The sequence below is a fragment of the Glycomyces artemisiae genome, from assembly GCF_003002955.1.
Classification (GTDB): domain Bacteria; phylum Actinomycetota; class Actinomycetes; order Mycobacteriales; family Micromonosporaceae; genus Glycomyces; species Glycomyces artemisiae.
In genome coordinates this window covers 594,521-617,003 of sequence record NZ_PVTJ01000002.1, presented here as the reverse complement: position 1 = coordinate 617,003, position 22,483 = coordinate 594,521, and the positions used below count along the sequence as shown (strand labels likewise).

Sequence of the window (22,483 nt, the reverse complement as noted above, 5' to 3'; positions counted from 1 at the left end):
TGAAGAGCCGCGAATCGGCTGGGCCGCAAACATTTCGGGCGTCGCGGCATACCGCCCGTGGTTGGGGCGGTATGCCGCTTGCGCAGCGGCTGCGCCGTCTGCACTGGAGGCCAGTACAGAGAAAGGGAGAACCACTCACTTTACAGTGAGGGGTCCTCCCTTGCAGTACTCAGTCGGCCTGAGCAGGCAGTCCCGAAGGGCCGCTTGCTACATCATGCCGCCCATGTCGCCCATGCCGCCGCCGGCGGCGCCGGCGCCTTCCTTCTCCGGGGCGTCGGCGACGACGGCCTCGGTGGTGAGGAACAGCGCGGCGATCGACGCGGCGTTCTGGAGCGCCGAGCGGGTCACCTTGGCCGGGTCGGGGATGCCCGCGGCGAGCATGTCGACGTACTCGCCGGAGTCGGCGTTGAGGCCGTGGCCCGCAGGCAGGCCCTTGACCTTCTCCACCACGACGCCGCCTTCGAGGCCGGCGTTCTCGGCGATCGCGCGGAGCGGCGCGCCGAGCGAGCGGCGGACGATCTCCACACCGGTGGCCTCGTCGCCCTCGGCCTCGACCTTCTCGAACGCCGAGTCGGCCTGGGCGAGCGCGGTGCCGCCGCCGGGGAGGATGCCCTCTTCCACGGCCGCCTTGGCGTTGCGCACGGCGTCCTCGACGCGGTGCTTGCGCTCCTTCAGCTCGACCTCGGTGGCCGCGCCGACCTTGATGACGGCGACGCCGCCGGCCAGGCGCGCGAGGCGCTCCTGGAGCTTCTCGCGGTCGTAGTCGGAGTCGGAGTTCTCGATCTCGGCGCGGATCTGGTTGATCCGGCCCTGGATCGCGTCCTCGTCGCCGCCGCCGTCGACGATGATGGTGTCGTCCTTGGTGATGACGACCTTGCGGGCCTGGCCCAGCAGGGACAGGTCGGTGTTCTCCAGCTTGAGGCCGAGCTCCTCGGAGATGACCTGGCCGCCGGTGAGGATGGCGATGTCGCCGAGCATGGCCTTGCGGCGGTCGCCGAAGCCGGGGGCCTTGACGGCGGCCGACTTGAAGATGCCGCGGATCTTGTTGACCACCAGGGTCGGGAGGGCCTCGCCGTCCACGTCCTCGGCGATGATCAGGAGCGGCTTGCCGGTCTGGGTGACCTTCTCCAGGGTCGGCAGGAGGTCCTTGACCGCGGAGATCTTCTGGTTCGCGACGAGGATGTACGGCTCTTCGAGCACGGCCTCCATGCGGTCCTGGTCGGTCACGAAGTAACCGGACAGGTAGCCCTTGTCGAAGCGCATGCCCTCGGTCAGTTCGAGGTCGAGGCCGAAGGTGTTCGACTCCTCGACGGTGATGACGCCTTCCTTGCCGACCTTCTCCATCGCCTCGGCGATGATGGCGCCGACGGTGGCGTCGCCCGCGGAGATGGACGCGGTGTTCGCGATCTGCTCCTCGGTGTCGACCTCCTTGGCGCTGGCCTGGAGGTGCTCGACGACGGCCGCGACGGCCTTCTCGATGCCCTTCTTGATGCCGATCGGGTTGGCGCCGGCGGCGACCGCGCGGAGGCCTTCCTTCACGAGGGCCTGCGCGAGCACGGTGGCGGTGGTGGTGCCGTCGCCCGCGACGTCGTCGGTCTTCTTGGCGACCTCCTTGACGAGCTCGGCGCCGATCTTCTCGTAGGGGTCCTCCAGCTCGATCTCCTTGGCGACGGACACGCCGTCGTTGGTGATCGTGGGGGCGCCCCACTTCTTGTCCAGCACGACGTTGCGGCCCTTCGGGCCGAGGGTCACCTTGACGGCCTCCGCGAGGGTGTTCAAGCCCCGCTCCAGCCCGCGGCGAGCCTCCTCGTCGAATGCGATCATCTTCGCCATGTGGATGGCTTCCTTTCGGATAACGTTCGTCGGTCGACGGTGAGGCGGCATACCCGCGACGGTAGGCCCAGAGGACCCGACCACCTCATCGCGTGTTTAGCACTCCCCAGCGGCGAGTGCCAAATCAGTTGTAGCACTCTCGCCGTGAGAGTGCCAATCCGGGGCACGGAACCAGTGGTGGAAAGCGCGGACGCCGGGGCGAGCGCCCCGGCGTCCACTGCACGGCATCGATCCTTACGGGGTCGGCGAGGGCGATCCGGGGTGGCCGGGCTCGCCGGGGCCGGTGTAGCCGCCGGGGGCCGCCGCGCCCGAGGCCTCCGCGGACAGGGACGTGGCCGAGAGCGGCTCGGTGCGGCCGCGCAGCCACGCGTACGTGCACAGGGACGCCGCCAGGACCCAGATCATCGGGGCCAGGAGCAGCAGCGCCATGACCGCCTCGGTGACGACGGTGAGGATCGCGGCGAGCCAGCCCGCGAAGACCGCGTGCCACACGCCCGCCAGGAGCAGGCCGATGATCGCGATGAGGAGGTTCGCGGCGATCGCGACGAGCACCACGATGCACAGGCGCCCGAGCGCGGGCCAGAACGCCGAGTGCGTCAGCTGGATCGACCGCGCGTAGGGGCTGCGGCGGGCCTCGAAGACCGCCGCGGGGGCCATGAGGCTGAGCGCGAAGATCGCCCACAGGCCGGGCAGGACGCACAGGACCAGGCCGACGACGATGGTGGCCCAGGCGAGCAGCAGCCACAGGAAGAACTTCCCGCCGCGCTTGAACCCGAACGAGAACGCCTCCCCGAGGGAGAGGAAGCCCCCGGCGGCCTCCGCCGCGGCGGTGCGCACGGCGCCGAGGACCGCCGAGCCCGAGACGTACAGGACCGCGAGGCCGAGGACCAGGCCGATGAACCCGGCGAGGACGCCGGGCGAGTACTCGCGCACGAACGTCCCCCAATCGGTGACGGCCACGTCCGTGTCGGGGGTGCGCACGTTGTTGTTGTAGGCGCCGAGGATCCAGCGCGGCAGGACCACGCCGATCAAAAGAATGAGGCCGACCGAGCGCCAGGAGCGCTGGACGACGTCGAGCGAGGCGTGCCACCAGCCCTCGAACGTGTCGGTGACGAGCGGGTCGCCGCCGGAGAAGCGGCCGGACGGCTCGTCGGTCGGGCCGGGGTTCCAGTAAGGATCGTCGCTCATAGGCCGGATCGTAGTCCAGGCAACCGTGCATATCAGACAAATGACCGCACCGCATCCGTTCGGTGACGCCCGTTTCGTCCGTTCCCGCCGCCTGCGCGCCCGCGAGCGGTTAGCGTCGGCAGGTGTCGGCGCCGGTCGCGCCGGGTACCAGAGTGCGCAGTGCAGCGCCGAGACACGGGAGGACCGAGATGTCCCATCGCGAGTACCCGGCCGCCGGCCGCGAGAAGACCTTCTTCGGGCATCCGCGCGGCCTCGCGGTCCTGTTCGGCACCGAGATGTGGGAGCGGTTCAGCTTCTACGGGCTCCAGGGCATCCTGCTGACGTTCCTCACCGCGTCCGTGCTCCAGAACGGCCTGGGCCTGTCCGACACGGTCGCCGTCCCGATCGCGTCGCTGTACTCGGGCGCGGTGTACCTGACGTCGCTGCCGGGCGGGTGGCTCGCCGACCGCATCCTGGGCGCGCGGCGCGCGGTCCTCATCGGCGGCGTCATCATCATGTGCGGCCACATCTCGATGGCGATCCCGGTGAGCGGCCCGGCCCTGGTGTTCCTCGGCCTGTTCCTGGTCGTGCTCGGCTCGGGCCTGCTGAAGCCGAACATCTCCGTCATGGTCGGGCGCCTCTACGACGGCGACACCGACGCGCGCCGCGACTCGGGCTTCTCCGTGTTCTACATGGGCATCAACCTCGGCGGGTTCCTCGGCATCCTCGTCACGCCCTACCTCGCGGGGGACGACCGCTGGCACCTCGGCTTCGGCGCCGCCGCGGTCGGGATGGCGCTCGGCCTGCTCTGGTACGTGCGCGGCTGGTCGCGCCTGACGGGCACCGGCATCGGGCCCTCGCGGCCGCTCGCCGACGAGGAGCGCGGCAAGGTCGTGCGGATCATCGTGATCTCGCTCGTGGTCGCGGCGGTGGCGATCGCGATCTGGGCGGCGACCGGGACGCTGACGCTCTCGACGGTGCCCACGGTCGTGACGATCCTGTCGATCGCGGCCGCGGTCTGGTACTTCATCTACATCTTCGGCGAGGCGAAGGACGTGACGCCCGCGGAGAAGGCGGGCCTGCGCGCGTACGTCGGCCTGTTCATCGCGTCGGTCGTGTTCTGGATGCTGTACCTCCAGATGGGGTCGATCCTCACCGCGTTCGCGGCGAACTCCGTGGACCTCGACTCGTGGGGCTTCCACCTGCCCGCGGGCGGGGTGCAGAACTTCAACTCGATCTTCATCCTGATCTTCTCGCCGATCTTCGGCGCGATCTGGCTCAAGGCCGGGACGGGCTTCGGCACGGCGTACAAGTTCGCGCTCGGCGTGGGCCTGACGGGCCTGTCGTGGGTGTTCCTGGGGTGGCTGCAAGGCCGCGCCGACTCGGGCATCCTCGTCGCGCTCGGGTGGATGGTCGTGGTGTACCTGCTGCTGACGTGGGGCGAGCTGTGCGTCTCGCCGGTGGGCCTGTCGGTGACGACGCAGCTGGCGCCCGCGAACCTCAAGGGCCAGTTGATGGGCGTGTGGTTCCTCGGCCCGGCCGTGGGCACGCCGCTCGGCGGGCAGGCGTACGCGTTCCTGGTGCCGAAGGTCGGCGAGCAGGCGTTCTTCTACATCCTCGCGGGCCTCGCGATCCTCACCGCGGTGATCCTGGCGGTGTTCAGCCCGGGGCTGCACCGGCTCATGGGCCGCGGCGGGCACGGGCCCGACGCAGGTCTCCTTGAGACCCCGGCCGAGCCGCGGCCGCAGTAGGTCAGCGGCTGGAGAACCACTCCCCCGCCTGGGCCATGAAGCGCCGCACCGGGTTCTGCCGCGGCAGCGACGCCGCGCTGGGGCCGGGGTGGGACGCGGCGAAGCCCGGCTCGATGAGCCGCGGCTTCAGCGGGGTGACCGGCTTGATCCACGAGTCCGTCTCGCCCCCTTCGGGATCGGCGGCCCACTGGCGGCCGACCCGGTCGAGGCCGATCGGGTAGACCGTGGCGCCGTTCGCGTCGACGCGGATGCGCAGGAAGCACTTCTGGTCGATCACCGACATGCCCGCGAACAGCTCGTTCGCGTTGACGCCCAGGCGGTTCGCGACCACGAGGTAGAGGCCCACGAGCCAGGTCCCGGCGAGCCCGGCGAGCGGCAGGTACACCAGGTACGTCCACAGTGACACGTCGTCGAACTGCTTGATGATCTGCGCGCCCGTCCACGACAGCGCTACTTGCGCGAGGCCGTGCAGGCCGCCGAGTATGTAGTGCCTGCTCGTGCGGCGGCCCTGGCCGGGGTGCGCGAAGCCGACGCCCGCGCCGAGGAGCACGGCCGCGACGGCGACCGTCGTCCCGGTTCCCTCCAGGATGGACACGGTGGCGATGAGGGAGACGACCGCCATGAGCGCCACGAAGCCCTTGTTCAGCCACGGCAGCCGCGCGAAGATCCCGAACGCGTAGCCCATCGACTTCGCCTTCGACGGGTACGTCTGCGTGAGCCGGTACTCCCGTTCGGGCGCATCGGGTTCGGGGACCGACTTGCGCGGGGCCGTCAGTTCCTCGGGGAGCGTGTGGGTCGGCGACAGGTACGCGCCGCCGCCCCCGGCGCCCACGAGGTGCCGCACCCCGTCTACTTCGGAGTAGTGGGCGTAGTGGTGGCGGTCGCCGGTGAGGATGAGGGGCACGCGGCCGCCGCGCGCGGCGATGACGTCGCGGATGAAGTGGTCGATCCGGTCGAACGAGCGCGGGTCCTCGGCCGTCCACAGCCACGACGGCTGCGCGACGCACAGGATCACCTGGTCGCCGGGCTGCATCTGCTCGGCCGCGCGCCGGAAGTACTCGATCTGGTTCTGGTCCAGGTGGGTGTCGAACTGCGCGTCGAGCGCGAACAGCCACCAGCGGTGCGGCAGGTTCAGCGCGTAGTAGGACCGCTTCTGGAAGGTCCGGTACCCGCCGATCGTGCGGCCCTCGGTGAACTGCCGCGCGAACGCGGTCAGGCCGTCGAACCAGTCGTGGTTCCCCGGGATCGCGTACAGCGCAACGGGACAGCCCGGGTTCGCGGCCTCGTACGGGCCCTTCATGCGCTGCTCGTACTCGACCCAGTCCCCCGCCGGGTACACCTCGTCGCCGCCCATGACGAGCACCGAGCCGCGCGGCAGCCGCTCGCCGCCGACGTCGAGTTCGTCCTGCGCCATGAGGTACGCGATCGAGTAGGTGGCGTTGAAGCCGTCGCCGATGTCGGCGACGTAGTCGATCCACAGCTCCTCGGCGCCGGAGTGGTCGTAGACCGGCTGCGGGCGGTTGCCGATGATCTCGCGCTTGTCGACGTAACCGCCGAACACGCGGGCGAGGCCGAAGCGCATGCTCGTGTCGATGAGCGTGCGCGGCGAGAGCCAGCGCACGGGCTTCTGGGGGACGAAGCGGAGCTGCTCGGGGGTGAGGTCCTTGGGGCGGCGGGACATAGGTCCCATCATGGCACGGTCTGGGGCGCAACGGTACCCGCGCAAACCGTTTCGGGTGACGCCCGGTGTCGGCCTAGACTCGCGCCATGATCGCAACGCGCAGCGCCGGCCCCGGCGACATCGAGGAGCTCGTCCGGTTCCGGGCGCTCCTGCTCTCGGAGTGGTTCGACACCTCGGACCCGCAGTGGCGGGCCGTGACCGCCGAGGCCCTGTCGCGCCGCCTCGCCGAGCCCTCCCCGACGCTGCACGCCGTGGTCGTCGACGCGCCCGACGGGTCGGGGCGGCTCGCGGCCTGCGCGGTCGGGACGGTGAGCGAGCGGCTGCCGACCCCGGGGAACCCGTCCGGCCTGTACGGGTGGGTGTTCAACGTGGTGACCGACGCGGAGTGGCGGCGGCGCGGGTACAGCCGGGCGTGCATGGTCGCGCTCGTGGAGTGGTTCCGCGACAACCGCGTCGGAACGGTGGAGCTGCTCGCGACGGACAAGGGGCTCGGCATGTACGAGCAGATCGGCTTCAAGGTCTCCGCGGAGCCCGCGATGCGGCTGTCGACCGCCTGACCCGCTGCCACACGGCGAGTACGACCGCCCCGAACGCGACGGGCGCCGCGGCCGGCCCCCACCACGCCCAGTTCGCGGCGGCGAGGGGGCCGGTGAGCGCCGGTTCGGGGGCGTCGGCGCAGGTGCCGATGTCGCCGGTGGCGTCGACGTGGAAGCAGTCGACGGCCGGGACCCCTTGGGGCCCAACGGTGCCGACTCCGGCGGCGATCCCGTAGGCGAGGACCGCGAGGAGCAGCGCAGTGAGGGCGAGGGCGAACCGCACGTCAGTCCCGGACGTTGATCGACGGCGGCTTGAACCAGCCCGCGGCGCCGAGCGCGAGGAGCAGGAGCACGGCGAACGCGAGCGCCGCGAGCACGAGCGCGGGCAGCACGACCCCGATGAGCGCGACGACCGCGAGGCCCGCGAGGGCGCCGATCCGGGAGCGCGAGACGCGGCCGGTGTCCGCGCGCACCGCGAGCAGGTTCCCGACGAGGTAGACCGCGGGCCCGCCGACGACGGCGAGCACCGTCATGGCCCCGGCGGTCCCGAACGGGTCGGCGACGACCAGCGCGGCCCCGACGACCGCGGCCGCGGCCCCGATCCCCATGAGCGCGAGCGGCGCGCCCCTGGTCCCGCTCCGGTACAGCCGCCACAGGACGACGACCGTGGCGAGCCCGAGCAGCACCGCGACGACCGCGGGCACCACCGCCCCGCCGTCCGCCCGCACTGTGGACCCCGCCATCAGCCGATGCTATCCCGGGCGGTGCGATGCGCGCGCCTCAAAAGAGCAGGCGGGAATGGTGACGGTCAGAACCCAGGAGCTGCTTGAACGCTCCGACCTCTGTGGTCTTCGGATTCCATGCCTCAAATACTTGCAGATGCAGCTCGGATATGCATCCGATCAGGTGGCAGTTCCGAAGTCGCACAAGGTGTCCGTCGCCCGGAGTCTCTCGCGCCGGTATTGTCGAAAGGGCACTGAATTCGCGAGGAGACCTTGTGATCACAGGGCTATGTCTCGGTATATCTGCGCCGCAGTGCAACCCGCTCATCTGATGAACCGGCGGTGCCCAGTCCCCATGAGCATCAGTCCATCTGATCCGACCTACCGCGATTTTCGCCGCGTCCTCTTCTGCGGAAAGAATCCGCAGGCGCTGATCAGGCTCTACTTCGACCTGCTCCCGCTGTTGGAGCGCGACCCGCGACTGCGCTTCGACTTCGCCGTCGTCCCCGGATCCGACCCCAAGCACGAGATCGCGGCGCACCGGTTCCTTCGGAAGCTGGAACTGGGCGGCAGAGCCACCGTCGTCCAGTGGACCGAGGTCGGGAAGAGCTACCACCCTGAACTTGTGGTCTCCGCCAGCCCGACGCCTGAAGTCATCAAGCTGGGCGTCCCGGCTATGTTCATCACCCACGGTGCCGGCAACAATCGGTTGCGCACCGACCTCACCGGCCCCTACGGCCTCGCCCGTGAACAGCTCGTCTGGAACGGGAACGTCGTGCGGTGGCTTCCGCTCGCTGGCCGGGCCGCTTGGAGAGACCTCCGCCGCTGGTGCCCCGAGGCGGTTCCGAACGCTGAGGTGGTCGGCGACCTGCGGTACGAGCGCATCTGCGAAAGCCGCGCACTTAGGCGAGAATACCGCCGCAAGCTCGGCGTCAAGACCGACGAGCGGCTTGTCGTCGTCTCGTCCACGTGGGGCGATCTCTCCCTCGCCGGGGAAGGCAGGATGAACCTGGCGACAATGTTCCTCAATGCACTGCCGATGGACGAGTTCAAGGTCGCGGTGATCCCGCACCCGAACATCGAGCACGGCGCCGGCCCTTCGGTCGCCGCAGAGCTTGGGCGCTGGCTGGGGAACGGACTTCTGATGCCGCCGATCGAGGAGGGTTGGGCTGCAACCATCATCGCAGCCGACCTGGTGGTAGGTGACAGCGGCTCGGTAACGCAGTACGCGGCCGCCATCCGCAGGGCGGTCCTGCTGTCCGCGTTCGGATATGATCAGATGCCGCCGGACGGCGCACTAGCCGGGTTCGGCCGGGCGACCTCCTGGCTCAACCTGGACAAGCCCTTCGCGCCGCAGTTCCACGAGGCGATCGCGCGAGGGCAGGGATTCGATTTCGGGGACATCCTTGCGAACGACCGCAGCCCCAGCGGCATCATCCACGCGAAGGTGTACGAGTTGCTCGGCATCCAGCCACCAGAGTTCCCGGGACCGACGACGCTCCCGGTGCCTGAGCTCCACTACCGCTGCGCCCCCACGTGGGCGTGGGATGTCAAGGTCGAGTTCGGGCGGGGGTTCGCACAGGTCACCCGACGGCCGGTCCAGTCGCACAAGGACGTCGAAGGCCTGCTGGTCGTGCGCCATGAGGACTGCGACGACAACCGCATTCGCACCCGTGCGAACGTACTGCTGCACCATAGCGACCCGCTGCCCCGGGACGAAGCGATCGAGGAGCTCGTGGGTCTGCATGAAGACTGGCCCCACTGGGATCTGGCCAGCGCCCGCACCTGCGAGGGCGAGCTGCTGATGCTCACTCGCCAGCGGCTGCTGATCCGGGTTCAGCCGGGTGGGAACGCCGATATCATCGCATCTGCGCTCGCGAGTTGGCTAGCCGAGCAACCGGCGAACGCGGCGCGCCTCTGCCGTGCTGATGCGTTCGTAGACTTCGAGCGCGGCTTCGAGCCGGCGCCGACGATCCTCTCCGTGGAAACCCTCGGCTAGCCGCTCCTGGGCTTCGGCTTCGTGCCGGGCCAGGCCCGCCCGGCGCAGCCACATGATCGCCTCGTCCGCTTCGTCTTCGGCACCAGGCACCCCGAGCCCCGCCTTGAGCACCGCGAGATCCGTTTCGACGAGCAGCACGTGCCGCCCGTCTTCGATCCGCACGAACACGTCCAAGGCCTGGGCGAGGTACTCAACTGCGCGCTCCGGTCTCCCCGCGTCACGGTGGGCCCTCCCGAGGTACATCAACTGGATGCCCTCGGCGCGGCTTCGCCCTCCCTCCAGGGCATTGAACAGCGCCTGCTCGTAGAGTGCGATCGCCTCGTCGTAATGACCCTGCCAGTGTTTTGCCCTGCCGAGAAGTTCCACCGCCGAACCCTCCAGTTCGCGGTCGCCCACGGCCAGCGCGATGTTCCGGGCGGAGTGGAGCGAATCCTCAGCGCTCGCGTACTCGGCGAGATCGAGCTGCACACGTCCGAGGAAGAGCAGCATCCTGGCGCGGTCCACCGGCTTCTTGGTCGATTCGACGGCGGTCTGATAGCACCGTCGGGCCTCGTCCGGGTACGCCACATTGTTGTAGAGCGCCCACATGGCCTCCGCGAGCCCCCATGCCTCGTCGTGCCAACCGTGGAATGCCGCCATGCCGACGGCCGCCGCGAGCGAGGTGTGGTTGGACTGGAGCCATGTCAGGGCCTCGGCGGCGTCGTCGAACCCAGGGCACTCGACATCCTCTGGGACGGGCGCCCGGCGTAGGCGGTCGCCCATGACCGCCCGGTCCGCCAACTGCGCTCGTTTGAGGTACCACCTGAGACTGGAGCGCATCGCCGACACCAGCTCGACCGGGAGCATCGTGCCCTGTGCTCTCCTCGCCGCGTCGCGGCTGATCGAGGGCTCCACCAGATACCAACCCGGCCTGGACGTGGTCACGAGCTGCGCGTTGACGAGTTCCTGGAAAGCGCTCGCGCTCGACGTGCCTTGCGAGTCGAAGATCTTGAGGATCGAGTTCTCGAACTCGGCACTGGGGAGCACGCTGAGGAGCCGGTATAGCCAGGCCGCCGATTCGCTCAGCGTACGGTAGGTCGATTCGAGGAGGTCGCGGGTGGGGAACTCAAGAAGGTCGGTGAGGATCTCGCCGTAGTCGCCCCGCTCGGTGAGTTTTCGCGCCCGGATGAGACCTGCCAGGCGGCGGATGGCGCTTGGGCGGGTGCCGTATTCGCGCAGGAGGTCGGACCAGGGGAGCTCGGGGGAGGCGGACCCGCCGTCGGCGGACAGCTTCAGGAGCAGGCGCGCGGCGTCCTCGATACCAAGGTCGTCGAGGGCCATGTGGCGCACCGATGGGTCGGGCGCGGCGTTGAGGGCGAACACGAGCAGCCCGGAGAGGACCGAGCCGGGCCGGAAATGCAAGCCCTCTGCGGCGTTGTCGGCTCCGTCGACGACGACTAGGACCGTCTTGTCCCGAGTCACCGACCGGAAGTGGGCGAGCAGGCCCCCGAACGAGTCGGAGAGCTGGTCTTTCGCGATTCCGAGGCGCAGCAGTGCGGACCGGGTAGCCGACAGCATGTCGTCGGCGTCGAGATCGATGTAGATCTGGCCGTCGGGGTAGAACTCAGTCATCTGGGTGGCGATCCGGGCGGCGAGGGCGGATTTGCCTGAACCCGCGGGGCCGTGGACCACGAGCGGTGATGTGTCGTCGCCGGTGAGATGGCGGCGGATTTCTTCCAGGTGCTTTTCGCGATCGACCCAGTGCCGCGGAGGCGAGGGCACCTCCATCGGCTTCGGCGGTTCGGGGGCTCGCATCTGGATCACATGAGCTTGGATGAGATTCGTGATCTCAGAGTGGAAGGTGTTGCGGAAGTACGACTCGTCTGCCACGGGGGTGCTCCTCCTTCCGGTTCAAGGCATTCCGACACATCAGCGACACTATGGTCACACACGACGAACCTGAGGCCTGCCCAAGACAGCCTCTGGTGTGGGTCGCAATATGTCGTTCGAAGGTGGGGTTCCTCATGTCTCGGAGCGGGGATTGGTGGGGAAAACATGATTCACGATCAAGGTACCCGGAGCCCGTGCCGACTGTCCATAGATCCCAGCTGATGGATCACCGCGCGGACGAGTTGAAACTCCTTGGGCCGCAGACGACTCCAACCTCAAGTCTCCGTGGGGTTATCACCCGGCAGAGGCCATCCGAATCCGCCCGGTACGTCTGCCCGGTGTCGTAAATACGACGACCAGGACAGACACAGGCATTGCGCCCGAAAGGGCGTCAATCACCCAGCGTTCTGCCGGTCTAAGCCATCTCGCGCCGCTCGATCTCACTCCGTCCATTGAGGATGATTTCTTCAGGCGACGAAGGCCGTCGGCGACCGGCCGCACGGGCTTTGCGCCGCGCGCGGGCGTAAAGCCCGTGCCTCAGAGGAACAGGCAGAAGGGGTGGCCGGCGGGGTCGAAGAGGACTCTCACGTCTGCTTGGGGTTGGAAGTCGGCGAGGCGGGCGCCTTGTTCGGCGGCGTGGGCGACCGCGGTGTCGAGGTCGTCGACGTGGATGTCGAGGTGCTGGGTGGCGTGGGGGCGGCCGTCCTGGGCGGGCCAGACGGGGGCCTGCCAGTGCGCTTCGTACTCGAAGTTGAGGGTGAGGCCGTCGCCGGTGCGGACCTGGGCCCACCCGGCGCTGTCGGGTTCGCCGGGGCGGGGCGGTTCGCTGACGGCGACGGGGACGCCGAGGAGGCGCGCGTAGAAGTCGGCGAGGAGCCGCGGGTCAGGCGCGGTGACGGTGATGGAGGTCAGCGTGAGTCGGGTCCCGGTCATCTGGTGAGGGTAACGCCGAAGGCCCCGGCGCAAACGCGTTCGGGGCCTTCGCACGGGGCGGTCACGCGGCGTCGAGGGCTTCGGTGATCTTGCGGGTCATGTCGGCCATGGTGGGGCTGGGTTCGCCGCGGTGGGCGCGGTTGGCGGCGGCGATGGCGACAGTGATGGTGCGGCGGAAGTTCTCGGCCTCGGCGGGGTCCTGGGCTTCGAGGAGCTTCACCGAATCGGTCAGGGCGGGCAGGACCTGGTCGGCGAGGGCGGCGGAGGACTTCGCCTGGAGTTTGAAGTCGCGCTTCTTCTCGGCGAGGACGTGGCCGACCGCGCCGGTGGCGGCCGTGAGCGCCAGCGTGCCGTCGGTGGCGACCTTGTGGGCCGAGCCCGCGATGCCCGCGTAGGACATGAGGGTGACGGCGCCGTAGGCGGCGGTGCGGATGGTGGTCTTGTCGTGGGCGGTCAGTTCGACGGTCATGGCGGTGCTCCTGGTTGCGGTGTTCGGTTTCGGGCGGTGGTCTCGACGATAAGCCGACCGTGGTCGGTATCGGTCGCGATCCGCTCATGTCCGCAACTATCGGCGGGGCCGCTGACAGGGCGCTGACATGCCGCTGAGCGCGGAGAACGGGAGGGCCCCGGCCGCTGTCAGCGGCCGGGGCTCTCCTCATCGGGCGGCGTTATGCCTGTTCAAGGCCGTCGGCCGCGGCGGCGAGGGCGTCGGCCGCGGCGTCGACGTCCGCTTGGGCGGCGTCGGCGCCGATCGCGGCGGCCGCGTCGCGGGCCGCGGTCAGGGCGTCCCAGGTCGCGGGCGTCCAGTCGGCTTCGGCGAGGTCCGCGGTCTCGTCGAGGAGCAGCTGGAGGCCGGTGCGGTCGGCGACGGTGGTGAGGAACTCGACCTCGGCGAGGTTGGTGTTCCCGGACGGAGCGTTCACGCGCAGCGCCCCGTACTCGGCGGCCTCGGGGAGCTCGATCGTGTTCCAGCTGCCGTTCGCGGCGGTGACGGTGGCGAAGGTCGTCCAGGTGGCGCCGCCGTCGTTCGAGCCCTGGAACTGGACGCCGACCGCCCGCGACACGTGGGTCGAGCGCGGGTGGAACCGCACGGTCTCCACGGTGAACGCGGTGTCGCCGCCGGGCAGGACCCGCACCCAGCCGCTCGCGGTCGTGGTGTCGGTGTAGGTGGCGGTGTCGCCGTCGAAGAGGGCCCGGCCGTTGGCGGCGGCGTCCTTCGTGCCGTCCCAGGACGCGCTGCTCGCGGTCACCCAGTCGGCGTCCACCACGGCCGCTTGGGCGGTCGCGGGGTCTTCGAGGAGGCCCCAGGCGTCGAGGAGGCGGCGCGCGAGCGCGGTCCCGTCGGCGTCCGGCTCCTCGGCGGCGGCCTTGACGGCGTCGAGTTCGCGGGTGAACAGGATCGCCGAGGCCCGCGAGTGCGCGTCGAGGTCGACCGCTTCGGCGCGGGCGACGACGGTGTCCAGGTCGAGGTCGAGGCTGCCGAAGACGCGCAGCTCCGCGATGTCGATGAGCGCGCCGTTCGACACCCGCAGGTACCGGTAGCCTTCGGCGCCTTCGGCATCGAGGCCCTGCCAGGACAGGGTCTTCACCGTGGGGTCGGTGAGCCGCGTCCAGGTGTCGAGGTCGTTCGAGCCCTCCAGGACGAGGTCGTCCATGCGGATCATGCCGTTGTTGTCCTGCCGCGCGAGGAAGTCGGCGCGGTCGAGCACGAGGCTCGCGCCCTCGCCGAAGTCCCAGATCAGCGTCGACTGCCCGTCGACGACGGGCACGTCGCTGAACGTCGCGGCGTTCCCGTCGAGCATCGCCGCCGCGTGGGCGGCCTTCGCCGGGTCAGGTTCGCCTGCGGCCGTGACGACTTCGGCGGCGGACAGGTCCACGAGGTTCCGCTCGTCGGAGCCGTACAGGGCGGTCCCGTCGGTGGAGCCGTGGATCGTGGCGGCGGTGTCACCGTCGGCGGTGGTGTGGTCGATCGCCAGGTCGAGCCGCTGCCCGCCGTCGAGGTCGCCGAGAACGCCCGTCGCCGTCCAGTGCAGACCGTCCTCAGAGGCCACAGTGAGCGGCTGGCCCGCGATCGACGCCGAGACGCCGGTGATCGCGGTCGAGCTGGTGAACGCGACGTTCACGGTGTCGCCCGCGGTCACCCTGCCCGCCAACGCGTCCGGGGACGCGACGGTGGCGGTGGTGATATCCCCGGGGACCTCGCTGCGCTCGCCGTCGATGCGGAACTCGCCGATCGACCAGATGCCCGGGTAGGCCGGGTCGGTCGGGATGCCCGGCTCGTCGAGCTGGACCTTCAGGTACCGGTACGCCTCGCCGGCGTGCTCGGCGGCGACCGGGAGGGTCTCCCAGCGGCTCGTCTCCGTGGTCGGGCGCTCGGTGAGGAGGTCCCAGGAAATGTCGTCGTCGGAGCCGTACACGTTGGTGCCCTGCGAGCGGTTCGGGAACAGCGCGCGGGCCTGGAACGCGAACGCCTCGGCCGTGATCCGGTACTGCGTCCCGAAGTCGAGCGTGAACGAGTCCGACCGCAGGTCGCCGTGGCTGGAGGTGTTGTCGGCGTCGGCGAGCGCGTCGAGCGCGCCCGCGCTGAGGCCGACGGGCACCGCCGTGTCCGCGTAGTCGAGCGTGTCGTCGGCGAGCTGCGGGTTGAGCGGCGCGAGGGCGCCGATCGCGTCGACGAGGGCGGCGAGCGCCTCGTCGAACTCCGCCTCGGTGCCGCTGCGGGCGGCGTCCTTCGCGGCGTCGCGGGCGGCCTCGAACGGCTCGTACGTCACCGTCGTGTAGGTCGTGCGCCGGTCGGTGCCGTTCCTGACGGCGGCCTCGACGGTCTGGGTCCGGTTGGGGGACACGATGAGATCGACGGTGCGGGCGGCGACGGACTCGCCGTCGTCGGCCACGACCTGGACCTCGTAGCGGCGGGTCTCGCGCTTGGCGGGCTCCCAGGTGAGGATGCCGGTGGCGGTGTCGAACTCGGCGCCGCGCGGCAGGCCGTCGACCGAGTAGGCCACGGTCCCTTCGGTGTCGGCGGCGGACAGGTCGATCTGCGACTCGTCGAGCGCCGTCAGGAAATAGGCGTCCTCAGTGGAGTTGAACGCGGGCGCGGTGAGGTCGGCGGCACCCGAGAGGATCACCGAGTCGAGGTCGACCGTGGTGCCGTCGGCGCCGGTGAGGCGGTAGAAGTTGACGTTCTGGCCGCCCGCGGGATACGTGACGTACCGCCACTCGCCGCCGGTGTCCGGGAGTTCAAGCGACGCAAGGGTTCGCGTCGGCTGCTCGTCGGGGTTGACCCCGGTGGCCTCCTCCTTGTAGAGGACCTCCAGGTCGGCGGGGCCGTCGCTGCGGAACTTCAGTCCGATGCGGGCGTTCGCGCCGTACATCATGCGCCCGACGACGCTGGTCGTCCCGTCCTCGGACAGCGAAGCGCGCGCGAAGGTCGCGCCGTCCTCGGTGACCAGCTCGGTGCCCTCGTCGAGGACCATCCCGGCGTCGGCGAACGACAGCGCCGGGGTCTCGGGGAGCGGCGCCGGCTCGGTCCCGGCGAGGGACTCGGGGAAGGCCACCCAGTACTCGGGGTTCTTGTCGCCGGGGGCCCAGAAGTTCGCGACGCCGGTGCCGTACCAGTAGTACGGGCCGGTCATGCGGTCGGAGAGCTCGGCGAGGTAGGGGGCCTCGGCGGCGACGTCGACGCCGCGTTCGAGCGCGTACTCGTAGTAGAGCTCGTTGACGGGGTTGAACAGGCGGCCGCGGTACGCCTGGGCGATGGTGACGCCCTGGCCGGTCTCGTCGACCCACGGCGTGGGCGCGCCCATCATGAAGCCGTAGAACGCGTCGGCGCCGTCGAGGAGCCGCCGGTCGAGGAAGTCGTACGCGGACACCGCATCGGAGGCGGTGGAGACGGTCCCGGCTGCCGGATCGACCTTGGTCCCTTGGACTTCGAGCATCCGGGCGAGGCCGGTGAAGTTGTCGATGTTGCACTCGCCGTGGGCCTGGTCGCGGCCCATCTCGCGCATCTGCACGAAGTCGGTGCCGTAGGGGTTGATCGGGTCGTCGGCGTCGATGAGCGGCAGCAGCGGCGCGAGCGCGCCGTTGTCGTACGCGGTGTCGCCGGAGTTGACGGTGAACCACTCGACGCCCGTGGCGTAGCCCTCGGCGTCGTCGGCGTAGATCGCGGTCGCGATGCGCCCGAACAGACCGAAGTTGTGCTGGTTCATCCAGCGCTCGTTGGAGAACAGGAACGTCTCCACCACGGGGTTCGCGAAGTTCCCGAGCAGGTCGGCGTCGTCCTCATCGGACCAGACCACGTCGTAGCCGCCGTACTCGCCGGGCGTGTCGTCGTCCACCGGGTCGGTGGCCCGGATGATCTCGGCGGCCATGAGGAACTGGTACAGCGGGTGACCGGTGTGGATGTGCGCGTCGGCGAAGTACGTGTACTTCGTGGGGTCCATGTTCGCCCAGGTGCGCAGCGCCTGGATCGCGTTGCGGCGGTAAACCTCGTCGCCGGTGATCGTCCACATGAGCGCTTGAGTGAGGGCGCCGAAGGAGTCGTTGGTCTCGCGGTTGCGCATGCCCACCTGGGTGAAGGTGGGGTCGAGCGGTACGTCCGGCTCGGCGGCGGACTTGGAGTTCGACGCCCGGTACGTGGTGGAGGCGAAGCCCGTGTCGGTCATCGCGGCGAAGTAGGAGGCCCAGGGCTCCTGGCCCGCGCGGGCCATCTCCTGGGCGTTGCGCAGGTCGTCGGCGGTCAGGCCCACGCCGGGGTGGACGAACCCGGCGTCGGACACCGTCTCGTTGATCGCCACCACGTGGTCGGTGAGGAGGTCGCCGTACTGCGCCGCCTGGGACTCCGCCGCCTGCGCCTGGGCGGGCAGCGCGACCATGCCGAGGCCGGTGGCGAGGGCGGCGCCCATCGCCATGAGCCGCAGGCGCTTTCGGTGAGGGACATGCCCCGTCGCACGTCGTTCCAATGCACTGTCCTTCCGGATATCAGCATCCATCTATGCGGACGATAGCGGTTTCTGCTCCTCGAATCAAGGACGGGACAGATAACGGTCTCTGCACAATCCGGCGTTTCCGGGAGATGCCGCTCGCGAGGTTACCGAATCGTTATGTTACTCGAATCGCTTGTCTAGCTGGAAAGTCATGTCCTAACTACAGATCGACCACGCCAGGGCATGGGGATTCATCGATGACAGAGGCTCGACAAGCTGTCAGGTGATCCCTAATCTAGAAACCGATATCTATTCGGCTGATCGAAGGACCCCGCGTGGCTGACCGACCGAGGGCGCTGCTCGCCATGAGCCCCGAGTTCCTCCCCCTCCTCTTCCCCGACCCGCTCATGCGGCGCCTGCGCGACGCGCTCGACGTCGACCCCGGTCTGGTCGCCCAGGACTTCGCCGACCCGGCCGTGCAGCCGGTCTGGGCCGAGGCCGAGGTGCTCGTCTCCAGCTGGGGCGTGCCGCGGCTCGACGCCGAGGCGCTCGCGAAGGCGCCGCGGCTGCGGGCCGTGCTGCACGCGGCCGGGACGGTGAAGTCGATCGTCGCCCAGGAGGGCTGGGAGCGGGGCCTGGCGGTCTCCTCGTCCTCCGGCGCGAACGCGCTGCCGGTCGCCGAGTACACGCTCGCCTCGATCCTCATGGCGGGCAAGGGGATCTTCAACCTGCGCGAGGACTTCCGCGCGCAGCGGTCGTTCACGCTCGGATACGTCCACCCCGAGGTCGGGAACTTCGGGCGCACCATCGGCATCGTCGGCGCCTCCAAGATCGGCCGCCGCGTGATCGAGCTGCTGCGGCCCTTCGACTTCGACGTCCTCGTCGCCGACCCGTACCTGGACGAGGCCGAGGCCGCCGAGCTCGGCGCCGAACTCGTGGACCTCGACTCGCTCATCGCCCAGTGCGACATCGTCAGCGTCCACGCCCCCGACCTCCCCGAGACCGCGAAGCTCATCAGCGCAGAGCGCCTGGCCGCCATGAAGGACGGCACCGTCGTCGTCAACACCGCCCGCGGACGCCTGGTCGACACCGACGCGCTCACCGCCGAGGTCGCCGCCGGACGCCTCTCCGCGGTCATCGACGTGACCCACCCCGAGCCGCTCCCCGCCGACTCGGCGCTCTACGACCTGCCGAACGCGTTCGTCACCCCGCACGTCGCGGGCTCGCACGGCAACGAGCTGTCCCGCATGGGGCTGTTCATGGTCGAGGAGGCCGAGCGGTGGGTCCGCGGCGAGGACCTGGCCCACCGGGTCGACCCGACGACGCTGTGGAGGCAGGCATGACCGAATAGAAATCGTTCTCTCACTTGAACATCCAGCAAGGAGCGACATCTAATTGACTGATCTCCATATTTACTGATACCGTTCTCTGTCCCGTGACCAGCAAGTTATCCCTCACCAGCATCAACGTTGATCAAAGGAGGCCCCTCATGGCCGAATTCACCCGCCGCCGGCTTCTCGGCGCGGTCGGCGCCGCCGCCGCGGCCGCCACCGTCGGCTCCACCGCCGCCTGCTCCGGCAGCGCCGGAGGCGCCGCGGGCGGCGACTACGACATCCCCACGTTCCAGCCCGCGCCCGAACTCGACGTGCAGCCGTACTTCACCAGCGACACACCGGGAATGGAGTCGGTCTACACCGAGCAGGTGACGACCTTCTTCAAGTCCGTCGAGCGCGAGCCAGGCTCGGGCGGCAAGGTCACGACGTTCCAGTTGACGTGGGGCGACCCGGCGACACCGCTTGAGGACAACCCGTACTGGCAGGAGCTGAACGAGCGCCTCGGCGTCTCCTTCGAACCGCAGTTCGTGCCGCAGCCGGTGTTCTACGAGAAGTTCGCGACGATGCTCGCCTCCGGCGAAGTGCCGGACCTGGTGTTCGTCGACGACCAGAACGCCGTGAACCTCCAGGGCATCCGCGACGGCGCGTTCGCCGACCTCTCCGAGACCCTCTCTGGCGACAACATCCTGAAGTGGCCCAACCTGGCCGCGCGCAAGGAGGAGATCTGGAAGGCGAGCCTGAAGGACGGCCGCATCTACCAGATCCCCTCGATCGTCTGGGCGCTCACCAACGTCCCCACGATGCGCACCGACCTGGTCGACCAGACCTCGATCGGCCGCGCCCCGTCCGACGCCGACCAGCTGTTCACGATGCTCAAGGAGGTCTCGGCCCTCGGCTCCGGGCCCGGCGGCCAGCAGGTGTACGGGCTCAACAAGTACGACCCGGCCACGGCCCTGATGTTCCAGCGCCTGTTCAAGACCGGCCCCGAGTGGCAGCAGAACGGCGATGGCGACCTCGTGCACATGATCGAGACCGAGAACTACAAGGCCATGCTCGAATGGCTCGCCCGCGCCTGGTCTGAAGGGATCTTCGACCCGGTCTCCATGTCCCCCACCGCGACCGACATCGTCTCGGGCGCTGCGCTGCGCTACGACGCCGTGGGCGCCTCCATCGGCAGCACCGGCCTGCCGCAGTGGGAGAAGGACCTGCCGGGCGCCACGTTCGACTTCTTCGACATGCCCGGCTTCGACGGCTCCGCCCAGCTCGCCGTCCGCAACGTCCCGTACGGCCGCTCCACCTGTGTCTCGGCCGCCGCGGCCGAGGACGAGGACCGGCTCACCGAGATCCTCAACGTGCTCGACTACCTCTCGGCCCCGTACGGCTCCGAGGAGCAGATGTTCATCGCCAACGGCATCGAGGGACGCCACTACAGCCTCGACGAGCACGGCATCCCGATCCCCATCCCCGACAACCAGATCGAGAAGGGCGTCCAGTACGTCGGCGTCGTCTCCGGCGACAACTCGTACCGGTTCCACCCCGACGCGGCCCCGTGGGTCGACTCCTTCACCACCGTCATGGAGTCGCTGGCGCAGAACTCGATCGTGCGCCCGCTCGAAGGGCTCGAAGGCGCGTCGCAGACCTTCGTCACCAAGGGCGCGCAGCTGAAGCAGCTCGTCACGGACTTCGAGAACGGCGTCATCACCGGCCGCGACTCGATCGACAGCCTCGACTCGTTCGTCTCCAACTACATGTCGCAGGGCGGCACCCAGGTCCGCGACGAATACGCCCAGGCGCTCAAGGACGCGGGCAAGTGAGCGTGAACATCGCCGAAAGCCCCGAGGCCCGCACCGCGCGGGCCCCGGGGCCGCCAGCACCGCCGAAGCCGCGCAAGCCCTCACTGCGCCAGCGCATCTGGCGCGAGCGCTGGGCCTATACATTCATCGTCCCGGGCGCGCTGTTCTTCCTGGTGTTCGCGTACGTTCCCATGCTGGGCAACGTGGTCGCATTCCAGGACTACTCGCCGTTCCGCGGCATCGAGGGCTCGCCGTGGGTCGGCTTCGCGAACTTCACCGCGATCTGGACCGACCCCGAAGTGCTCACGGCCCTGCGCAACACGCTCATCATCGCGGTGCTGCAACTGGTCTTCGCCTTCACTGCCCCGATCGCCCTCGCGCTGCTGCTCAACTCGCTGATCTCCGAACGGGCCAAGCGCTTCGTCCAGACCGTGGTCTACCTGCCGCACTTCCTGTCGTGGGTCATCGTCATCTCGGTGTGGCAGCAGGTGCTCGGCGGCGGCGGACTCGTGGCCGGCCTCCTCGACGGCATGGGGATGCCCGGGTTCGACGCGATGACGAACGCGGACACCTTCAAGCTCCTCGTTGTCGCCCAAGGCATGTGGAAGGACGTCGGCTGGGGGACGATCATCTTCTTCGCCGCCATCGCCGGAATCCCGCACGACCGCTACGAGGCCGCCGCGATCGACGGCGCCACCCCGTGGCAGCGGACCTGGCACATCACCCTCCCGGCCCTCGTCCCGGTCGCGACCCTGCTCCTGATCCTCAACATCGGGTCGATCCTGACGGTCGGCTTCGAGCAGCTCCTGTTGCAGCAGCCCATGGTCGGCGCCGACGCCGCTCAGGTGCTCGACACGTTCGTCTACTTCCGCGGCGTGATGGGCGGCCAATGGGGCATCGCCACCGCGGCGGGCCTGCTCAAGGGGATCATCGGCACCATTCTCGTCCTGTCGGCCAACCGGCTCGCCAAGCGCCTCGGCGGAGAGGGGATCTTCTGATGACCGCAGCGACACTGTCCCGCCAGGGCAAGAACAGCCTCCCGCCGTGGATGAGCCCGCCGTCCGTTTGGGTCAGAGCGGTGAAGGCGCTGGTGATCGTCCTGATCGTGATCACCATGATCTACCCGCTCGTCTACGTGATCGCGATGAGCTTCGCCTCGCCCTCCCAAGCCCGCGCGGGCGTGGTCTTCCCGACCGAGTTCTCCCTCGACGCCTACCGCGCGATCTTCAACGGCGGCACGGTGACCCAAGGTCTCACCAACTCGCTGTTCATCACGGTGGTCGGCACCATCCTCTCGCTCGCGGCGACCTCGATGCTGGCATGGGGCCTGGCCCGCACCCGCCAAGTGCCCGGCGCGAAGGCGGTGCTGATCCTGGTACTGGCGACGATGTTCTTCAGCGCCGGGATCATCCCCAACTTCATGCTCGTCAAGTACCTCGGCCTCCTGGACTCCACCTGGTCCCTGATCATCCCGGGCCTCATCTCGGCCTTCAACATGATCGTCATCAGGAACTTCTTCCAAGGACTCCCCGAAGAACTCATCGAGGCGGCGAGGATCGACGGCGCAGGCGAATGGAGGATCTTCCTCCGCATCGTCCTCCCGCTCTCCAAACCCGTTCTGGCCGTGATGGGCCTGTTCTACGCCGTCGGCTACTGGAACACCTACTTCAACGCCCTCCTCTACATCAACGACTCCGAGAAGTGGCCCATCCAAGTGGTCCTCCAGCAGTACGTCCTCGCCGGAGTCCAAATCCCCGGAGCCGTCGTCTCCCCCGACGCCCCGCCCCCACCGGGCGTCACCCTCCAAATGGCGGTCATCGTCCTGGCGACCGTCCCCATCCTGGTGGTCTACCCGTTCCTCCAGCGCTACTTCACTTCAGGCGTCCTCACCGGAGCCATCAAAGGCTGAACACACCCAAGGGGCCGAACGCTGTTCGGCC

16 protein-coding genes are annotated in these 22,483 nt (G+C 69.2%); 7 read left to right on the top strand and 9 right to left on the bottom strand.

The genetic code is table 11. The features are described 5' to 3' along the window. Window positions 1-207 precede the first annotated feature (207 nt). Both groL and B0I28_RS07440 read right to left on the bottom strand, forming a co-directional pair. Window positions 208-1,833, bottom strand: coding sequence for a chaperonin GroEL (gene groL, locus B0I28_RS07445; RefSeq protein WP_106363148.1), 1,626 nt, complete (start codon window positions 1,831-1,833; stop codon window positions 208-210). A 234-nt stretch (window positions 1,834-2,067) separates the two neighbouring features. Next, window positions 2,068-3,021 (bottom strand): hypothetical protein, encoded by a 954-nt coding sequence (locus tag B0I28_RS07440; RefSeq protein WP_106363147.1) that lies wholly within the window; start codon window positions 3,019-3,021, stop codon window positions 2,068-2,070. A 188-nt stretch (window positions 3,022-3,209) separates the two neighbouring features. Here B0I28_RS07440 and B0I28_RS07435 point away from each other — a divergent pair, with 188 nt between their 5' ends. Then, the gene (locus B0I28_RS07435) at window positions 3,210-4,751 is read left to right on the top strand and encodes a peptide MFS transporter (protein ID WP_106363146.1); all 1,542 of its coding nucleotides are present in this window, start codon (window positions 3,210-3,212) and stop codon (window positions 4,749-4,751) included. Window position 4,752: 1 nt separating this feature from the next. On the opposite strand, the gene B0I28_RS07430 is transcribed toward B0I28_RS07435, so the two are convergent. Next, entirely contained in the window at window positions 4,753-6,432 is a 1,680-nt protein-coding gene (locus B0I28_RS07430) for a metallophosphoesterase family protein (RefSeq protein WP_106363145.1), read from the bottom strand. 86 nt (window positions 6,433-6,518) lie between these two features. Between B0I28_RS07430 and B0I28_RS07425 the strand changes: the two genes are divergently transcribed. Further along, window positions 6,519-6,989, top strand: coding sequence for a GNAT family N-acetyltransferase (locus B0I28_RS07425; protein ID WP_106363144.1), 471 nt, complete (start codon window positions 6,519-6,521; stop codon window positions 6,987-6,989). On the opposite strand, the gene B0I28_RS07420 is transcribed toward B0I28_RS07425, so the two are convergent. After that, entirely contained in the window at window positions 6,946-7,251 is a 306-nt protein-coding gene (locus B0I28_RS07420; protein ID WP_106363143.1) for a hypothetical protein, read from the bottom strand. The genes B0I28_RS07425 and B0I28_RS07420 overlap by 44 nt on opposite strands. A gap of 1 nt (window position 7,252) precedes the next feature. After that, window positions 7,253-7,711 carry a hypothetical protein gene (locus B0I28_RS07415; RefSeq protein WP_146148001.1) on the bottom strand — a complete coding sequence of 153 codons (459 nt, stop codon included), beginning with the start codon at window positions 7,709-7,711 and terminating at the stop codon, window positions 7,253-7,255. A 334-nt stretch (window positions 7,712-8,045) separates the two neighbouring features. Here B0I28_RS07415 and B0I28_RS26840 point away from each other — a divergent pair, with 334 nt between their 5' ends. Next, entirely contained in the window at window positions 8,046-9,689 is a 1,644-nt protein-coding gene (locus B0I28_RS26840; RefSeq protein WP_146148000.1) for a hypothetical protein, read from the top strand. Here B0I28_RS26840 and B0I28_RS07410 read toward each other — a convergent pair. From B0I28_RS07410 to B0I28_RS07395, 4 genes are all read right to left on the bottom strand, one after another. Further along, window positions 9,576-11,558, bottom strand: a complete 1,983-nt coding sequence (locus B0I28_RS07410; protein WP_106363141.1) for a tetratricopeptide repeat protein — start codon at window positions 11,556-11,558, stop codon at window positions 9,576-9,578. The genes B0I28_RS26840 and B0I28_RS07410 overlap by 114 nt on opposite strands. A 537-nt stretch (window positions 11,559-12,095) precedes the next feature. Continuing rightward, on the bottom strand, window positions 12,096-12,491 hold the full coding sequence (locus tag B0I28_RS07405; protein ID WP_106363140.1) for a VOC family protein: 396 nt from the start codon (window positions 12,489-12,491) through the stop codon (window positions 12,096-12,098). A gap of 61 nt (window positions 12,492-12,552) precedes the next feature. After that, window positions 12,553-12,960, bottom strand: a complete 408-nt coding sequence (locus B0I28_RS07400; RefSeq protein ID WP_106363139.1) for a hypothetical protein — start codon at window positions 12,958-12,960, stop codon at window positions 12,553-12,555. Window positions 12,961-13,159: 199 nt separating this feature from the next. Continuing rightward, window positions 13,160-17,401, bottom strand: coding sequence for a putative Ig domain-containing protein (locus tag B0I28_RS07395; RefSeq protein ID WP_106363138.1), 4,242 nt, complete (start codon window positions 17,399-17,401; stop codon window positions 13,160-13,162). A 350-nt stretch (window positions 17,402-17,751) separates the two neighbouring features. On the opposite strand from B0I28_RS07395, the gene B0I28_RS07390 reads away from it, so the two are divergent. The 4 genes from B0I28_RS07390 to B0I28_RS07375 all read left to right on the top strand — a co-directional run bounded on the left by B0I28_RS07390 (window position 17,752) and on the right by B0I28_RS07375 (window position 22,452). Beyond that, complete coding sequence (locus B0I28_RS07390) at window positions 17,752-18,759, top strand: hydroxyacid dehydrogenase (protein WP_106363137.1); 1,008 nt, start codon at window positions 17,752-17,754, stop codon at window positions 18,757-18,759. 146 nt (window positions 18,760-18,905) lie between these two features. Then, window positions 18,906-20,564, top strand: coding sequence for an extracellular solute-binding protein (locus B0I28_RS07385; RefSeq protein ID WP_106363136.1), 1,659 nt, complete (start codon window positions 18,906-18,908; stop codon window positions 20,562-20,564). Beyond that, window positions 20,561-21,541, top strand: a complete 981-nt coding sequence (locus B0I28_RS07380; RefSeq protein ID WP_219926610.1) for an ABC transporter permease — start codon at window positions 20,561-20,563, stop codon at window positions 21,539-21,541. The genes B0I28_RS07385 and B0I28_RS07380 overlap by 4 nt, the downstream gene beginning before the upstream one ends. Next, a complete protein-coding gene (locus B0I28_RS07375) occupies window positions 21,541-22,452 on the top strand; it encodes a carbohydrate ABC transporter permease (protein WP_106363135.1) in 912 nt (303 codons plus the stop codon). The genes B0I28_RS07380 and B0I28_RS07375 overlap by 1 nt, the downstream gene beginning before the upstream one ends. Window positions 22,453-22,483: the final 31 nt, after the last annotated feature.

Coding starts and splice junctions, on each gene's coding strand:
- groL (WP_106363148.1), bottom strand. CDS start 1,833: ATGGCGAAGATGATCGCATTCGACGAGGAGGCTCGCCGCGGGCTGGAG.
- B0I28_RS07440 (WP_106363147.1), bottom strand. CDS start 3,021: ATGAGCGACGATCCTTACTGGAACCCCGGCCCGACCGACGAGCCGTCC.
- B0I28_RS07435 (WP_106363146.1), top strand. CDS start 3,210: ATGTCCCATCGCGAGTACCCGGCCGCCGGCCGCGAGAAGACCTTCTTC.
- B0I28_RS07430 (WP_106363145.1), bottom strand. CDS start 6,432: ATGTCCCGCCGCCCCAAGGACCTCACCCCCGAGCAGCTCCGCTTCGTC.
- B0I28_RS07425 (WP_106363144.1), top strand. CDS start 6,519: ATGATCGCAACGCGCAGCGCCGGCCCCGGCGACATCGAGGAGCTCGTC.
- B0I28_RS07415 (WP_146148001.1), bottom strand. CDS start 7,711: ATGGCGGGGTCCACAGTGCGGGCGGACGGCGGGGCGGTGGTGCCCGCG.
- B0I28_RS26840 (WP_146148000.1), top strand. CDS start 8,046: ATGAGCATCAGTCCATCTGATCCGACCTACCGCGATTTTCGCCGCGTC.
- B0I28_RS07405 (WP_106363140.1), bottom strand. CDS start 12,491: ATGACCGGGACCCGACTCACGCTGACCTCCATCACCGTCACCGCGCCT.
- B0I28_RS07400 (WP_106363139.1), bottom strand. CDS start 12,960: ATGACCGTCGAACTGACCGCCCACGACAAGACCACCATCCGCACCGCC.
- B0I28_RS07395 (WP_106363138.1), bottom strand. CDS start 17,401: ATGGCGATGGGCGCCGCCCTCGCCACCGGCCTCGGCATGGTCGCGCTG.
- B0I28_RS07385 (WP_106363136.1), top strand. CDS start 18,906: ATGGCCGAATTCACCCGCCGCCGGCTTCTCGGCGCGGTCGGCGCCGCC.
- B0I28_RS07375 (WP_106363135.1), top strand. CDS start 21,541: ATGACCGCAGCGACACTGTCCCGCCAGGGCAAGAACAGCCTCCCGCCG.